This window comes from Nocardia sp. CNS-044 (assembly GCF_059570515.1).
The window spans coordinates 1-14,369 of sequence record NZ_JCANSX010000002.1 but is presented as its reverse complement, the minus strand read 5'-3'; the positions used below and the strand labels follow the sequence as shown (position 1 = coordinate 14,369).

Genomic DNA, 14,369 nt, shown 5'->3' with positions numbered 1-14,369 from the left:
ACCGCGACACGGCCGACCACGCGGGCGGTGGGCCTCACCCGGCCGAGCCGCGCCGCGGCAGCCACGAAAGACCCCCGAGAGGAGTCAGCGGTGAGCGTCGTACTGACCGAATTCGCCGACGGCATTGCCACCATCACGATCAACCGCCCCGAAGCGCGCAACGCGGTGAACCGCGCGGTCGCCCAGGCACTGGCGGACGCGATCGACGAATTCGAAGCCCGGCCCGACGTCGCGGTCGGCATTCTTACCGGCGCAGGCGGCACGTTCAGCGCCGGGATGGACCTGAAAGCCTTCGCCGACGGCGAGCATCCGGTCTTGCCGGGACGCGGATTCGGCGGCCTCACCGAGCGACCGCCGGCGAAACCGCTCATCGCCGCCGTGGAGGGCTGGGCACTGGCGGGCGGCTTCGAGCTCGCGCTCGCGTGCGACCTCATCGTCGCGGCCACCGACGCCAAGTTCGGTCTTCCCGAGGTGAAACGAGGCCTGATCGCGGCAGGCGGCGGCGTCCTGAGGCTGCCGAAGACGCTCCCCTATCAGCTGGCGATGGAGATCGCCCTGACCGGTGACACCCTCGGCGCGGTCCGCGCGCACCAGTTCGGCCTCGTCAACGCGATCACCGAACCCGGACAGGCCATCCGGACGGCCGAGGCGCTGGCCGCCCGCATCGCCGAGAACGGACCGCTCGCCATTCGCGGGACGAAACAAGTTCTCTCCCAAGCCATTCGATACACCGACGCGGACGCGTTCCGAGCCCAGCTGGATATCGTCCGCACCGTCAACACCTCGGCGGACGCGCTCGAAGGAGCGCGCGCGTTCGCCGACAAGCGCCCGCCTGTCTGGCGCGGCGCCTGATCCGCGCTCAGCCGGCCGCGGCTCCGATGCGCGCCGCGTTCACCCACAACCGGGTAGCGGTGCGTACCAGCTCGTCGATGCTCGCCTCCTCCCCCAGGACGAACGCGTAGTACGCCATCCGGCCCACCATGCCCGACAGCGCTCGCGCCGCCTGGTGCGGATCGAGCTCAGGATCGGCCAGCCCGCGCTCCTGCAGCTGCGCGATCGAGCGGGCGTTGCGCTCCCAGAAGGCGCGGCTGCGCCGCCGGCGAACCGCACGGAACTTCGGATCGATGGCCGCCACCTGATCGAGGATGGCCATCAGCTTCGCGTTGCGTTTGTACGTCTCGAAGTAGGCCCGGTTGCTCGCCTCGATGACCGCGGCGGGTGAGGCCTCGTCCGGCTCCAGCCGGGGCAGGCCGGGGTGCAGCATCTCGTCCTGGGCGAGGTCGAGCACCGCTTGCAGGATCTCCTCCTTGCCCGCGAAATAGGTGTAGAAGGACCCGGTCGAGCACTTCGCTTCCGCGGCGATGTCGGACAGCCGGGCCTCGAGATAACCGTCGCGTTCGAACACCGTGCGAGCCGCGGCGACCAGCGCCGCGCGCGTTCGCGCACCGCGCGCCGTGCTCGGCGGGTCGCGCAGGACCGAGGTATCGGCGAGCGAGGGGATGCCCTCCGCCGCGACGTCGTCCAAGGTCGTTCTGGTCATCACTCCGCCGTCTGCAAGAGGGCGGCCTGGTAGCGGCGCATGCCGCCCAGCCACCTGTCGTAATCCGCCCCTTTGCCGCGGTACATCTCGAGCACCTCGGGGTGCGGCAGGATCAGGAAGCGCTCGGCGTCGACGGCCTCCAGCACCACCGTCGCGACCTCGTCCGGGCTCAGCACCGCACCCGCGGTGGTGACCGCCCTGGTCGCCGCCGCGCCGAGCGCGTCTCCGGACTCGGCGCCCGCGCGCAGCAGCTTCGTCTCGACACCCATCGGGCACAAGCAGCTGACCCGAATTCCGTTGTCGCCGTAGGTGACCGATAGCCACTCGGCGAACCCGACGGCCGCGTGCTTGGTCACCGCGTACGCGGCCGAGCCGATCTGGGTCAGCAGGCCCGCCGCCGAGGCGGTGCTCACGAAATACCCTTCACCGCGTTCGAGCCAGCCGGGGACCAGCAGCTGGGCGGCCCGCACGTGCGCGTTGACGTTCACATCGATCGCGGTGTCCCAGCCCGCGTCGTCGCCCAGTCCGACCGGTCCGACGACGCCCGCGTTCGCGAAGTACAGGTCGACCGGCCCGAACTCGTCCTCCGCGCGGGCGATCAACCCGCTGATCTGCGCCGGGTCGGACACATCCGCCCCGACCGCCACCGCGGCGCCGGGGGCGTCTTGCGTGATGGACCGAACGAGGGACTCGGCCGCGCCGGCGTCCAGATCGGCGACCACGACCCGCGCACCCTCGCGCACCAACAGCCGCGCGATCGCGCCGCCGATCCCGCCGCCGCCACCGGTGACAATTGCCGTTCTTCCAGCGACCTTCACGAACATCTCCTTCCGGGATTCCCCTGGCGCGCGCGATCACCCGTCGGCCACGCCGGGCCGAGCATCCAATAAACTTGAATCCTACGTCAAATTCAAGTTTGGGCAAGGGTGGCCGACGACAGAAAGGAGCTGGCACACGGCCCGGGCATCACCCGGCAAAGCGGAGTTCGCAGAGCGCGGATCAGTCCGCGTCGAGCCGCAGCGCGTTGACCCACAGCTGCGTGAGAGTGGTGACGAGCTTCTCGAACGGGATGCGCTGATTCTGGACGAAGGCCATGTAGGCCATCCGGCTGACCATCACCGACAAGGCGTGCGCGGTGATCATCGGGTCGAGGTCCGCGCTGGCCCGGCCGGATTCCTGTAGCTCGCTGATCATCTTCGCGTTGCGCTGCGCGAAGGCCTTGCCGCGTTCGATGCGCAGCCTGCGGAAGTCCTCGTTGATCAGGGCGACTTCCTCGAACACCGCCATCAGGCGCGCATTGCGCTTGTACGAGCGGAGATACTCCCGGTTGGCCGCCTCGATGAGGTCGCGCGGGTCGGTGACGCCCGTGCGCTCGCGGACGTGCGGGTGCAGCATCTCTTCCTGCACCTGTTCGACCACAGCGGCGAAGATCTCTTCCTTGCTGTCGAAGTAGGTGTAGAACGACCCCGATGCCGTCCCGGCGGCCTTGGAGATGTCGGAGATCTTGGCGTCGAGATACCCGTCGCGCTCGAATACCTCGCGCGCCGCGGCGATCAACGCGGTGCGCGTGCGCTCGCCGCGCTTGGTGCGCGGTACGCCTTTCCGAGGCTCGGTCTCACTCGCAACGGGCTCGGACACCAACGCTGGCCACTCACTGTCGGTCGAAGGGATGGTTGACGTGTTCACGTTAGCACCGCCCCGGCAGCGTGGGACGCACCTGCGGAATGCGCGCGAAGTAGGCCCGTACCAGCGCTATTCGGATCTGCGCCTGGACTGTTCGGCCGCCGGGGCCGAGCCCGGCCCGGACAGGCGATCTCGAACTTCGTCGCCGATCCGATGAGTGGCCATGACCACGATCGCGATCAGTACACCCCGTGCGAGTACCTGATTCGGGGCGTTGAGTATGTGCTGGTAGGCGTTGTTCGAATCGCCACCCCCAGCTCGGCGTAGCCTGCCTGCGCCGCCGGAGGGTGCGGTGTGCGACGGCCAACATATCGGCTGGCTGGAATCTGATTGAATTCGGCGTCAAGTCCAATAGAGATTTGCCCGCGCGTTTCCGGCACCATCGCCCGCGTTCCCCTCGCTTCCGTGATTGAAGTTGACGCCAAATTCAGTTAGGGTGGCTTCGGACGTGACCCCCGTCACACCCCTTTCCATAGCCGGTCTCTACCTGTCTGGATGTGCCATGACCAATGTCGCCGACCGTTTCTGGCAGCACGCCTCCGAGCGCCCCGACGCCATCGCGCTGCGCATCGGGGACCAGCGCATCACCTATCTCGACCTCGCCCATCGCAGCGCCGCCTTCGGTGGCCTTCTCACCGATTCCGGCGTGGCAGCCGGCGACCGCATGCTGCTCGTTGCGCCGACCGTCCCGGAGTTCGTCGTCGCCTACCTCGGGGCCCACCTCGTCGGGGCCGTCGCCATTCCGGTGAACACCATGGCCACCGCGCCCGAAATCGGCTATGTGCTGGACGATTCCGGCGCCCGGCTCGCCATCGCCTGGCACGGAGCGCAGGCCGCGGCACGGCAGGCGGCGGCCGAGCGCGACATTCCCTTGCTCGTGCTCGAACCCGGCGCGTTCACCGAGCCGACGCGGGTGGTCGCCGAACCGGTCCGGCGCGACCCCGACGACACCGCGATCCTGCTGTACACCTCGGGCACCACGGGCAAGCCGAAGGGCGTCGAGCTCACAGTCTCCAACCTGATCGAGACCGCGCGAATCTTCATCGACCAGCTGCGACTCACACCGGACGAACGGTTCGGCACCGGGTTGCCTCTGTTCCACGTCTACGGCCAAGCGGTGTGCCTGATCACGGCGCTGCACGCGGGATGCTCGTTCTCGATGGTGTCACCCTTCCATCCGCAGGCGATGATCGAGATGATCAGAGACCACCGACTCACCGTGGTGTCCGGCGTGCCGACGATGTGGAACGCCATGCTGCACACCGACGGTGACTACGGACCGGACGACTTCGCCAGCCTGCGCCTGGCCGCCTCCGGTGGGGCGTCGCTGCCCGCCGAGGTCATCCGCGCCTTCTCGAATCGGTTCGGCTGCGCCATTCTGGAGGGCTACGGACTCACCGAATCCAGTGGCGCCGCGACCTACAACGCGCTCGATCGTGAGCAGCGGGTCGGATCGGTGGGAACCGCGCTGCCGGGGACCTCGATCGAAGTGCGCGATCCGGAAGGCAACGTGCTGCCCGCGGACACCGTCGGTGAGCTCTTCCTGCGCGGGCCCAGTGTCATGAAGGGGTATTGGAACCGCCCCGATGCCACCGCCGCCGAACTGTCCGGTGGGTGGTTGAAGACCGGCGACCTGGGGCGCGTCGACGCCGACGGTTACGTCTATATCGTCGACCGTGCCAAGGACCTGATCATTCGCGGCGGATACAACGTCTATCCGCGTGAGGTCGAGGAGGTGCTCTACGAGCACCCCGAGATCGTGGAAGTCGCGGTCATCGGCATCCCGGACGACCACTACGGCGAGGAGGTCGGTGCTGTCGTCGCCGCCGCGGCGGGAACGCGACTCGATCCGGAGGAGCTGCGAACCTGGGCGAAGGAACGCCTGTCCGCCTACAAGGTCCCGCACCGCTTCGCCTTCGTCGACCAGCTGCCCAAGGGCGCCACCGGCAAGATTCTCAAGCGCGCGCTCGATGTCAGCGTGTTCACCGCCGCGCCGGAGAAAGCCTCCCGATGACACTCGTCCCGCATGACGCGAAAACCCAGATGGCGCCCAAGTGGAATCGCCCCATCAGCGAGGACGTCATCCCCGCGCTGCTGGCGAAGGGGCTCACCGACGACGACATCGACGCGATCCTGGTCCGCAATACGCATCGTTACTTCGAGAAATGAGCGGCGCGGCCTGCTCCGGGTGGTCGGCGCGCCACGGCGCAGCCGGATACGTCGGCCTTCGTACCGCCGCGGCCGCGCGAACCACCGCACCCGGTGCGGCGGAACCACCACCCTGTCCACGCAGCACCGGCCACGCGGAGGACGATCGACCCGATACCGACCGACCCGAACCTTGACGCGCTCAGCGGCTCTGTCCCGCTACACCGCCACGTCGATGACCACCTCGCTGATGCTCGACGTTATCGAGCATGCGATCTGGACCCACAGGAGACAGGCTGGGACGTGAAAGATGTTGCCCACCATCATGATAACGGGTCGCAATACATGTCCATCGCCTTCACCGAACGCCTTGCCGAAGCCGGGATCCACCCCTCGTCGGGGCGGTCGCCTCGTCCTACGACAACGCCCTCGCCGAGACGATCAACGGCCTGTTCGAGACCGAACTGATCAAGCGTCGGGCGCCGTGGCGCATTGTCGACCAGGTCGAGCTGGCCACCGCGGAATGGGTCGACCGGTTCGACCACCGCTGGCTATACCAGCACTGCGGCGACATGCCACCCGCCGAGATGGAAGCCACCTACTATCGGTCAGAGCGCCCGCTTCAGCCCGACGTGACTGTTGTCGTACCCGAGCCGCGCATAAAAGGCGTGAGCCCGCTCGCGGACACGGTCTGTGGTGACCTGCGCGAGCGTCGCACCTCGGTGCCTGCCGTGGTCGTGTGCCCACTCGAGCATCGCGGTTCCGATGCCGTGAGAGCGTTCCGAGGCAGCGACCCGGACTCCCTCGATCTGGAGGCGGGTGGCGCCGCCGCGGGACAGCCCCGGGATGATGGTGAGCTGCATGGTGCCGACGATCCGGTCGCCCTCGTCCCGGACCACGGCCAGATAGTGCGACGGGTCCCTGGTGACGGCGTCGTATGCCTCCTCGTAGCGGGCAATTTCGAAACCTTCGCGGGTACGGCCGATCTCGTCGTCGGAGAGCAGCGCGACCAACGCTGGCACGTCGGCACGCCCCGCCCGCTGCACACGATAGATCCGGTCGCCGAGTCGGAGCCGACCACCGACCGAAGCCCGTGCCCGTGACTGCAGTCGGGCGATCAGCGTGTCCAGCCAGGCGCCGACGTGCCGCCGGGCTTCGGGAGTGTCCGGATACCGGCAGCGCAGGTGCAGACCCGCCTCGTCGAGGATGAACCAGAGCATCACGCCGTCGGTCCGAATCGTCGCGCCGACGTACTGCGCCTCCAATCCGGTCGCGTCGATTCGCACCGGCAGCCGACGCAGGTCCAGCCACGAAATCGCGAACATCCCCGGCGCCTCGGGCATCCCGCCCCACGGACGCAGGATTTCCTCCAGTGGCCAGGACCCCATCCGGACGGCCTCCTTCACCGCCTCCGCGCTGGCACGGGGATCGGGGTCGGCCGACTCGAGCACCGAGTTGGTGATGAACCACCCCACCGAGTCGTGCCAGGTGGTGTCGTACCGACTGTGCACCGGAAACACGGCCCGCAGTGCGGTGCCGGCCAACTCGTGAGTCACCTCGGTCATCGCCCCCACCACCAGCGCCAAGGTCGAGACGCCGTCGTCGCGGGCCTGCGCCGAGAACGCGGCGCTGTCGTCGACGTCGAGGACATCGCGCACCTCCACGCGCTCCTCCTGCAACGTCGCCTCACCCAGCGGCAGCGGGAACCGTGGCATCACATCGCCGCTGCCCGCCAGCACCTCCGCCCAGCGGCGGTGCACCTCGTCGGGTGCCGGCGGGAGGTCCCGCAGTGCGCGGGTGTGCTCCGCGAAGGCGGGTGCTGGCGGCAACGACGGTGCACGACCCTTCTGCACCGCGGCCAGCGCGGTGAGCAGGTCGCGCGCGATCACCAGCATCGACCACATGTCGACATGCGCATGGTCGGCGGCGACCACCACGGTCGGCCCTACCGCGGTCTCGAGCACGCAGAGCCGGTACGACGGACGACCGTATGGTGAACAAGCACGGTCGAGCACGGCGCGGAGCGCATCGTTGACCGCCTGCCCCGGAGCGATCACATGCTCGACCCAGCCGCCGGGGCGGATATCGACCTCGTGCAACCGAGGCTCGCCGTCCTCGCCCGGCACGAAGACCGACCGCAGCGTGCCGTGCCGCTCGATCACCGCCAGCCAGCAGGTCGCGAGCTCGTCGGGCGGTACCGGCGCGGAGAGCCTGAAGGACAACGCCATCCAGGATCCCGCTCGGTCGCCGGCGCCGACGTGGCGCCGCTGGTCGAAGGACACGGGAAGTGACCGGCCCACCCGACCCGCAATGACGTCGAAGCCCAGCAGGCGGCCGAACGGCAGGCGCAAGTGCGCGACGTTGGTCAGCCGCATGACGGTATCCTAGGCTCCTTCCCGAGCGATCGCCGTCTCACCAGCACCCTGGAGCCGCCGTGCCGACCTTCCGTGTTCCCGGCGCCGACCTCGCCGTGGAACTGAGCGACGAGGGCGGCCACCCCGTCGTCCAACTCCACGGCCTCACCTCCAGCCGCCACCGCGACCGTCTGATGGACCTCGATCTCGGCCGCGGACTCAGCGGAACCCGACTGCTGCGGTACGACGCGCGCGGCCACGGCCACTCGACGGGCCGTACCGTCCCCGAGGACTATCGGTGGCCGGTCCTGGCCGATGACCTGCTGAAACTGCTCGACCACTGGTTCCCGGGTGAACAGGTGCACGGTGTCGGTCCTTCGATGGGCACCGGGACACTGCTGCATGCCGCTGTCCGCGATCCTGCCCGATTCGCCGGTCTCACCCTGCTGGTGCCCGCGACCGCCTGGCGCACCCGCGCCGCGAAGGCCGAGATCTACCGGAAGAATGCTCGCTTGATCGAGGAACAGGGACTCGACGCCTTCCTCGGTGCCGATCTCACCGTTCCTCGCCCGCCGGCCACCGTCGGAACGCCGGAAACCGTGCCGGATGTCGCCGAGCACCTACTGCCCTCACTGTTCCGCGGGGCAGCGATGAGCGACCTGCCCGCCCCCGAGGCAATCGCCGCGATCGAGGTGCCGACCACGGTGTTGGCCTGGATCGACGACCCCGCCCATCCGGTGTCGACCGCCGAGGCGCTGGTGGACCTGCTGCCGACGGCCACACTGGAGGTGGCGCACACACCGGCCGATCTCGCACGCTGGCCGAGCATCCTGTGCGAGGACGTAGCACGACACGGGTAGGCACGACGCCCTAGCGATTCGTTCTGGGGCCAACCGCCCGACCCAGGGATTCGTCGTCACAAGAAGGATGAGGTCCACAACGCACTGGTTCTGCACCACGTCCTCAGCGGCGGCCGGCTCAGCTTCCGGTACTTCGACTGGCGTCGGCCAGCGCACCGAAATCGCGTCTACGTTATGCCTTCGCACTTCGATGAAATGTTCTCGACCTCACAGCTCGACGAATGGGAGGAGAAGTGGTCGCGGCTGCGCCCCCGATACACGGTGACGCGGAGACCCTTCTCGCGGGATTGACCACCCGACTCAGGCTGGCCAGCAAAGCAGAAGCTGGGCGGTCAGCGGCCTGATGGCAACTGCGGATCCGCTCGATCGGCGGCTGACCCGGCACGACTCGTCCGCGAACGCCCCCTGGGCACCTCGATCTGCACCTGCCCGGTCGCCTCGGTCAACACCGTCTTCGAAGGGCTGCCGTTACCCGCATTGCCCATTCCCGTTCGGTCGGGGCCTAGCCCTTCTCGAAGCCCAGAGGCTCGGTGATCTTCTCGTTCAATGTCGTCCCCACGACGGTCATGGTGAACTGTGTCAACAGTCCGCTTTGAGCCCGCTACTGCCACCAATTCTGGGTGCTCGGGTACCGCCGTGGTTGCATGTGGGGGCGCGGCGGACGAGATGGAGGGCGTATGGGATACGACTGCACGTTGCACCTGGTGGACGAGGACGCGATCAGGGAGCAGTTCGTGCCCCGCTTGCTCGGGAGTTCGACCGAGCCGACCGCATTGGATCGAGTGCATCCGAAAGCGGCGGACGTGTGGCGGCAGGTACGCGAGCTGCTGCTCGGGACGGATGGGCACGCGGCGGCGGAGGCCGTGTCGGTGGCAGCGGTCATGTTCAGCGCCTCGATGCTGCCGTACCGCTACGAGCGGGGGCTGGCGCTGAGCCTGGCATTCGAAGCGGGACGGGTGTTTCCGGACGCGGTGTTCGAGCCGAAAGTCGAGTACGCGCCGGACGCGCTGTTCGCCGATGTGGTCGCGGCGCATCCGCAGGTACGGGGATGGTTCTCCTCGGGCTGGTTCGGCGGGAACTATACGACGGGGCTCTATGTGCCCGCCGAATATGTCGCCGAGGTGCTGGCCTGGGTGCAGGAGCAGCTCGCGCCGTTGCCCAAGGGTGCCCAGCGGAACTACCGAGGGATCGTGGCGACGCTGCGCGCGGCGGTGGATCGCAAGCTCGGATACTGGGAGGCAACGGATCTCGCGGTGCCCGCGGCGGGTGAGTTCCCCGGCGATCCGGAACTGATGTGGGCGCAGTACCTCGGCAACGACGGCACGGCTGTCGCAGCGGTGGAGACAGCACCGGCATCGCGCATCGCGAGTGTGCTCGACGACATTGTCGACGGCTTCCTGATGTCGCACAGCGACGGCAAGTCACCACAGGTGGAACTGTGGGACCTCGAGTCGTGGCCGCCGCGATTGGCGTTGCAGCGCAACGAATTCTGGGTCGCGGCCGCACGGGCCTCCGAGGGCGGATGGCTGGCGTACTCCACCGTCGACACCAAGGCACGCCCGCGCGTGTTCGCGCCGATCCTGGTGGACGGTGACACGGATGCACCGCGGGTGCTACCGGCCAAGGGACCGGACGGGGCCGACCTCTACTCCCACGAGTGCTACTTCCTCGGCACGCGCCCCGTCGTGTTGCACGAGGTGAAGAGTCACCTGCTGAGATTCGGCGGCATGCAACTCGGCGACCCGCTGCCCGGCCCGCTGTGGCTCACGGAATCCGGTGCCTGGGAACAGATTCCGGGCATCACACCGGGCACCGTGGTGAAGAGTTCACTCGGCGACGCCGCCCGCCCGGTCACCGGGGCCGCGCGACTGGCTGACGGTAGCACCGTCCTGATCTGGGACGGCAACGGCTACGAACTCGACCCCGCAGGCACCGGCTGCGTGCGCACCTTCGAGATGGCCGCACAACGCTCCTTCGTCGGCTTCACCTCGGCGCCCGCGGGCACCGACGGATTTTTCTACCAGTCCGGCCGCGACCTGCACGAGATCCATCGAGGCGGCACACCAATCCGGCACGCCGAAGCCTGGGCCAACGTCATGGACGTCCGCCCGGGACCGGACGACAGCCTCCTCCTCAAATTCGGCAGCAACGACGAAGGCAACGTCGGCGCCCTCTACTTCCCGAACGACCGTACCCACATCCCCCTCCCCCCAGAAATGTTCGGCGACAAATCCAGTTACTCGGCCCTTTACTGGAGCCGATCGACCAACCGAATAGTCGCCATCGGCGGCGGTTTCGTCGCCGTTGCGGTAGAAACCGTACTGTCACAACCGAGATCGGCGGTACCCGAACTTCCCGACGAGGACTAGCACGACGCGGCAGTACGTCGCACCCACCCCTACGCATACAAGGGCCCCATCACCCACGACACGTGCGGACGGAAGATGCAAGGCAACTGGTTTCACGGCGCAGCCGTCTATCGATGCCGCTATCCCGCGAATACGCCCTCGACAACCACCTCGAACACCCCCTCAACATCTTCCTGAAGGAAGACATACTCACCGACCCCGTCGACACCTGGCTCGCGGAGATATTCGAACCCGAACGAGTCGAACACACACTCACCCAACTCGAAGCCGCCCAACCCGACGCGATGGCGACGCCGAACCTGCTGCAACAATCGATCACCGAATGCGACCGCAAACTCGCCAAACACCGCGCCGCCCTGGAAGCCGGGGCAGACCCCGCGATGGTTGCCGCGTGGAGCAGCGATATCTACCGCGAGCGAGCGGCCCTGCTCGCTCAACTCACCGCAACCACACATAACACCCGCCCACCCCAACGCATGAGCCGCGATGAAATCCGTCAACTGGTCGACGCCCTGGGCGGACTGTTGGCGATCCTGCGCGCCGCCGACCCCGGCGACAAACTGGAGGTATATCGGGAACTCGGACTCAAACTGAACTACAACCACGAAACCGAGGAAGTCACGGCGTACGCCAACCCGCAACCGCAGGTTGGCGTACTGTCTGTGTCCGGAGGGCGAATCGACCGATACGCCAACATGCTGCGACATAAGAAACTGCTGGTCATCGGCCGATAGCGGTGGTACTCCGCGATGTTGATCCGTCCGGTGCCAGGTTTTGCGCCCCGGCACGGCACATCCGACATGGGAATGACGATGGCCCGCGGTTTCGAGCAGGCGATCACTGCGACATGAGGCACGGTCTTAGACCGTGTCTTACGTGGTTGTGATTCGTTCACGTTGTGCTGGAATGGGCTGTGCTGCATGATGTTCGACACGTGATCGATGAGTTGTCGAAGCGTCTCGTCCCGGACGAGTTGTGGACCCTGGTGGAGCCGTTGCTTCCGGAGTTCACTGCGCGTCCGCAGGGTGGTGGCACGGCCCCGGTTGATGAGCGCGCGGTGTTCACCGCGGTGGTGTTCGTGCTGACCAGCGGCTGTGCGTGGCGGATGCTGCCGCCCTCGTTCGGGGTCACCGTGCCGACGGCGCATCGCCGGTTCAGCGTGTGGACCGAAGCCGGGCTGTGGCGGCGTCTGCACAACGCTGTCCTGGATGAGCTGGGTGGCGCAGGCTTGATCGACTGGTCGCGTGCGGTGATCGACGCGGCGAGTGTCCGGGCGAAAAAGGGGGACCTTTAACCGGTCCGAGCCCGGTCGATCGCGGCAAGCCCGGCTCGAAGATCCACGTCCTGTCCGACCGCGCGGGAATCCCGCTGTCGGTGGGCATCTCGGCCGCCAACACCAACGACGTCGAAGCGCTGCGCCCGCTGGTCAAAGCGACTCCTGCCATCCGATCGCGGCGCGGTCCGCGCCGACGCAAACCCGGCAAGCTGCACTCCGACAAGGCATACGACACCGCCGAACTGCGGCAATGGGTGCGAAACCGCGGAATCGGCGTCCGCATCGCCCGCAAAGGCGTCGAATCCTCCCAGCGCCTCGGCCGTCACCGGTGGGTGATCGAGCGCACGATTTCCTGGCTGACCGGCTACCACCGCCTCAACATCCGCTACGACCGCAAGGCCACACACTTCCTCGCCTTCCTCACCCTCGCCGCGACACTGACCTGCTACAAGAAGCTCGCGAAACCAGCCACGTGAGACACGCTCTTAGCCTCGATCCACCGACGGGCTTGCGCCCGTCGGTGTTGTTTGAATGAGAAAGTGCCCTTCGAGCTGGGATGATTGCTGTTGTCTAGGCAACAATCGTGCAGTTCAGAAGGGCACTTCGAGTGCAAGTTTCTCATAGGTTCGCCGCGGAGTCTGCGGTGTTCGACGATGACAATCTCGTGGCGTTGGCCGGGCTGGTGCCGGTGATGCGGCTGGCGGAGCGAACCGGGCTGGTAGAGGCGCTGGCGGAGAACGTGATGATCACCGCACCGCGGATCGAGTCCGGGTCGGCGAATCCGGCGCCGAAGCTGGCCACGCTGATCGCGGGGATGTGTTCTGGGGCGGACAGCATCGACGATGTCGGCGTGCTGCGCAGCGGCGGCATGGCCACTGTGTTCGATCGGGTGTATGCGCCGTCGACGATCGGAACTTTGTTGCGGGAGTTCACCTTCGGGCACGCTCGCCAGCTCGAGGCGGTGCTGCGAACGCATCTGGCCCGGTTGTGTGATCGGGTGGAGTTGCTGCCGGGTGCCGGGGTGCGGGCATTCGTCGATATCGACTCGCTGCTGCGCCCGGTGTACGGGTATGCCAAGCAGGGTGCCTCCTACGGTCACACCAAGATCGCAGGCAAACGCATTCTCCGGAAAGGACTTTCGCCGCTGGCTACCACGATCAGTACCGATCTCGCGGCGCCGGTGATCGCCGGGATGCGGTTACGTGCCGGAAGAACCGGCTCGGGCAAGGGCGCCGGCCGGATGGTCGCCCAGGCCGTCGCCACCGCGCGGGCGGCCGGAGTCACCGGCGAGATCCTGGTCCGTGGCGATTCGGCCTACGGCACCCGCGCGGTGGTCGGTGCGTGCCGACGCGCCGGTGTTCGGTTCTCGCTGGTACTCACGAAGAACCGTGCCGTGCAGCGAGCGATCGCGGCGATCGGCGAGGATGCGTGGACTCCGGTGAAATATCCGGGCGCGGTCCGCGATCCCGACACCGGGGAGTGGATCTCCGACGCCGAGGTCGCCGAAATCGGTTATACCGCTTTCGCTTCCAAACCCGACGCGGTCACCGCCCGGCTGATCGTGCGCCGCGTCCGCGACGCCGCCCGCCAGGACGAACTGTTCCCGGTCTGGCGATATCACCCGTTCTTCACCGACTCCGCCGAACCCACCGTCGACGCCGATATCACCCACCGCCGCCACGCCGTCATCGAGACCGTGTTCGCGGATTTGATCGACGGCCCGCTCGCTCACATGCCGTCGGGTCGTTTCGGCGCGAATTCCGCCTGGGTGTTGTGCGCGGCGATCGCACACAATCTGCTGCGCGCCGCCGGCACGCTCGCCGACCCGAGTCTGGGCAGAGCCCGCGGCACCACGCTGCGACGCAAGATCATCGCCGTTCCCGCTCGTTTCGCTCGCCCGCAGCGAAAACCTGTGCTGCACCTACCCACTCACTGGCCCTGGGTCGCTGCCTGGCAGCAGTTGTGGCACGCCACCACCACTACACTCTCGACCTGCTGATCGCACGCAAGCCATCCCTACAACCAGGAAAAACAGTGGAAAAGCTGGGCAGACCAGCGGCTACCTCACGCCCGAGACCCGATGGTCCGCGCGCCGCGGGCGCGCGGACCATCCCCGAGACCCGTCGGTGGATCGAGGCT

Annotated in this window: 12 protein-coding genes and 1 pseudogene; 9 read left to right on the top strand and 4 right to left on the bottom strand. The window is 67.4% G+C overall.

All coding sequences use genetic code 11. The annotated features are described in order from the left end of the window. Positions 1-90: 90 nt before the first annotated feature. A complete protein-coding gene (locus T333_RS00910) occupies positions 91-852 on the top strand; it encodes a crotonase/enoyl-CoA hydratase family protein (RefSeq protein WP_355001491.1) in 762 nt (253 codons plus the stop codon). Positions 853-859: 7 nt separating this feature from the next. Here the strand turns inward: T333_RS00910 and T333_RS00905 are convergent, their stop codons facing one another. From T333_RS00905 to T333_RS00895, 3 genes are all read right to left on the bottom strand, one after another. Then, a complete protein-coding gene (locus T333_RS00905; protein ID WP_496423430.1) occupies positions 860-1,540 on the bottom strand; it encodes a TetR/AcrR family transcriptional regulator in 681 nt (226 codons plus the stop codon). Further along, the gene (locus T333_RS00900) at positions 1,540-2,358 is read right to left on the bottom strand and encodes an SDR family oxidoreductase (protein WP_496423429.1); all 819 of its coding nucleotides are present in this window, start codon (positions 2,356-2,358) and stop codon (positions 1,540-1,542) included. The genes T333_RS00905 and T333_RS00900 overlap by 1 nt, the downstream gene beginning before the upstream one ends. 181 nt (positions 2,359-2,539) lie before the next feature. Then, positions 2,540-3,178, bottom strand: a complete 639-nt coding sequence (locus tag T333_RS00895) for a TetR/AcrR family transcriptional regulator (protein ID WP_355001494.1) — start codon at positions 3,176-3,178, stop codon at positions 2,540-2,542. 547 nt (positions 3,179-3,725) lie between these two features. Between T333_RS00895 and T333_RS00890 the strand changes: the two genes are divergently transcribed. From T333_RS00890 to T333_RS00880, 3 genes and pseudogenes are all read left to right on the top strand, one after another. Beyond that, complete coding sequence (locus T333_RS00890) at positions 3,726-5,237, top strand: AMP-binding protein (protein ID WP_496423428.1); 1,512 nt, start codon at positions 3,726-3,728, stop codon at positions 5,235-5,237. Continuing rightward, positions 5,234-5,392, top strand: coding sequence for a phosphotriesterase family protein (locus T333_RS00885; RefSeq protein ID WP_496423427.1), 159 nt, complete (start codon positions 5,234-5,236; stop codon positions 5,390-5,392). The genes T333_RS00890 and T333_RS00885 overlap by 4 nt, the downstream gene beginning before the upstream one ends. 291 nt (positions 5,393-5,683) lie before the next feature. Next, positions 5,684-5,976, top strand: a pseudogene (locus T333_RS00880) (integrase core domain-containing protein); the annotation flags it as partial. A 3-nt stretch (positions 5,977-5,979) separates the two neighbouring features. Here the strand turns inward: T333_RS00880 and T333_RS00875 are convergent. Beyond that, positions 5,980-7,746 carry a GNAT family N-acetyltransferase gene (locus tag T333_RS00875; protein WP_357247396.1) on the bottom strand — a complete coding sequence of 589 codons (1,767 nt, stop codon included), beginning with the start codon at positions 7,744-7,746 and terminating at the stop codon, positions 5,980-5,982. A 59-nt stretch (positions 7,747-7,805) separates the two neighbouring features. Here T333_RS00875 and T333_RS00870 point away from each other — a divergent pair, with 59 nt between their 5' ends. From T333_RS00870 to T333_RS00850, 5 genes are all read left to right on the top strand, one after another. After that, the gene (locus tag T333_RS00870; protein WP_357247393.1) at positions 7,806-8,585 is read left to right on the top strand and encodes an alpha/beta fold hydrolase; all 780 of its coding nucleotides are present in this window, start codon (positions 7,806-7,808) and stop codon (positions 8,583-8,585) included. A gap of 677 nt (positions 8,586-9,262) precedes the next feature. Beyond that, positions 9,263-10,954, top strand: a complete 1,692-nt coding sequence (locus T333_RS00865; RefSeq protein WP_355001504.1) for a hypothetical protein — start codon at positions 9,263-9,265, stop codon at positions 10,952-10,954. Positions 10,955-11,016: 62 nt separating this feature from the next. Further along, positions 11,017-11,688, top strand: coding sequence for a hypothetical protein (locus tag T333_RS00860; RefSeq protein WP_496423426.1), 672 nt, complete (start codon positions 11,017-11,019; stop codon positions 11,686-11,688). Between the two features lie 200 nt (positions 11,689-11,888). After that, positions 11,889-12,706, top strand: a protein-coding gene (locus T333_RS00855) for an IS5 family transposase (protein ID WP_496423425.1) whose coding sequence is annotated in 2 segments (ribosomal slippage) — positions 11,889-12,242 and positions 12,245-12,706 — 816 coding nt in all. Because the reading frame shifts where the segments join, the coding sequence is not laid out codon by codon here. A gap of 131 nt (positions 12,707-12,837) precedes the next feature. Next, positions 12,838-14,229 (top strand): IS1380 family transposase, encoded by a 1,392-nt coding sequence (locus T333_RS00850; protein ID WP_496423424.1) that lies wholly within the window; start codon positions 12,838-12,840, stop codon positions 14,227-14,229. Positions 14,230-14,369: the final 140 nt, after the last annotated feature.

Excerpts from the sequence above, each read along its gene's own strand:
- T333_RS00905 (WP_496423430.1), bottom strand. The coding sequence starts at position 1,540 with ATGACCAGAACGACCTTGGACGACGTCGCGGCGGAGGGCATCCCCTCG.
- T333_RS00890 (WP_496423428.1), top strand. The coding sequence starts at position 3,726 with ATGACCAATGTCGCCGACCGTTTCTGGCAGCACGCCTCCGAGCGCCCC.
- T333_RS00885 (WP_496423427.1), top strand. The coding sequence starts at position 5,234 with ATGACACTCGTCCCGCATGACGCGAAAACCCAGATGGCGCCCAAGTGG.
- T333_RS00875 (WP_357247396.1), bottom strand. The coding sequence starts at position 7,746 with ATGCGGCTGACCAACGTCGCGCACTTGCGCCTGCCGTTCGGCCGCCTG.
- T333_RS00865 (WP_355001504.1), top strand. The coding sequence starts at position 9,263 with ATGGGATACGACTGCACGTTGCACCTGGTGGACGAGGACGCGATCAGG.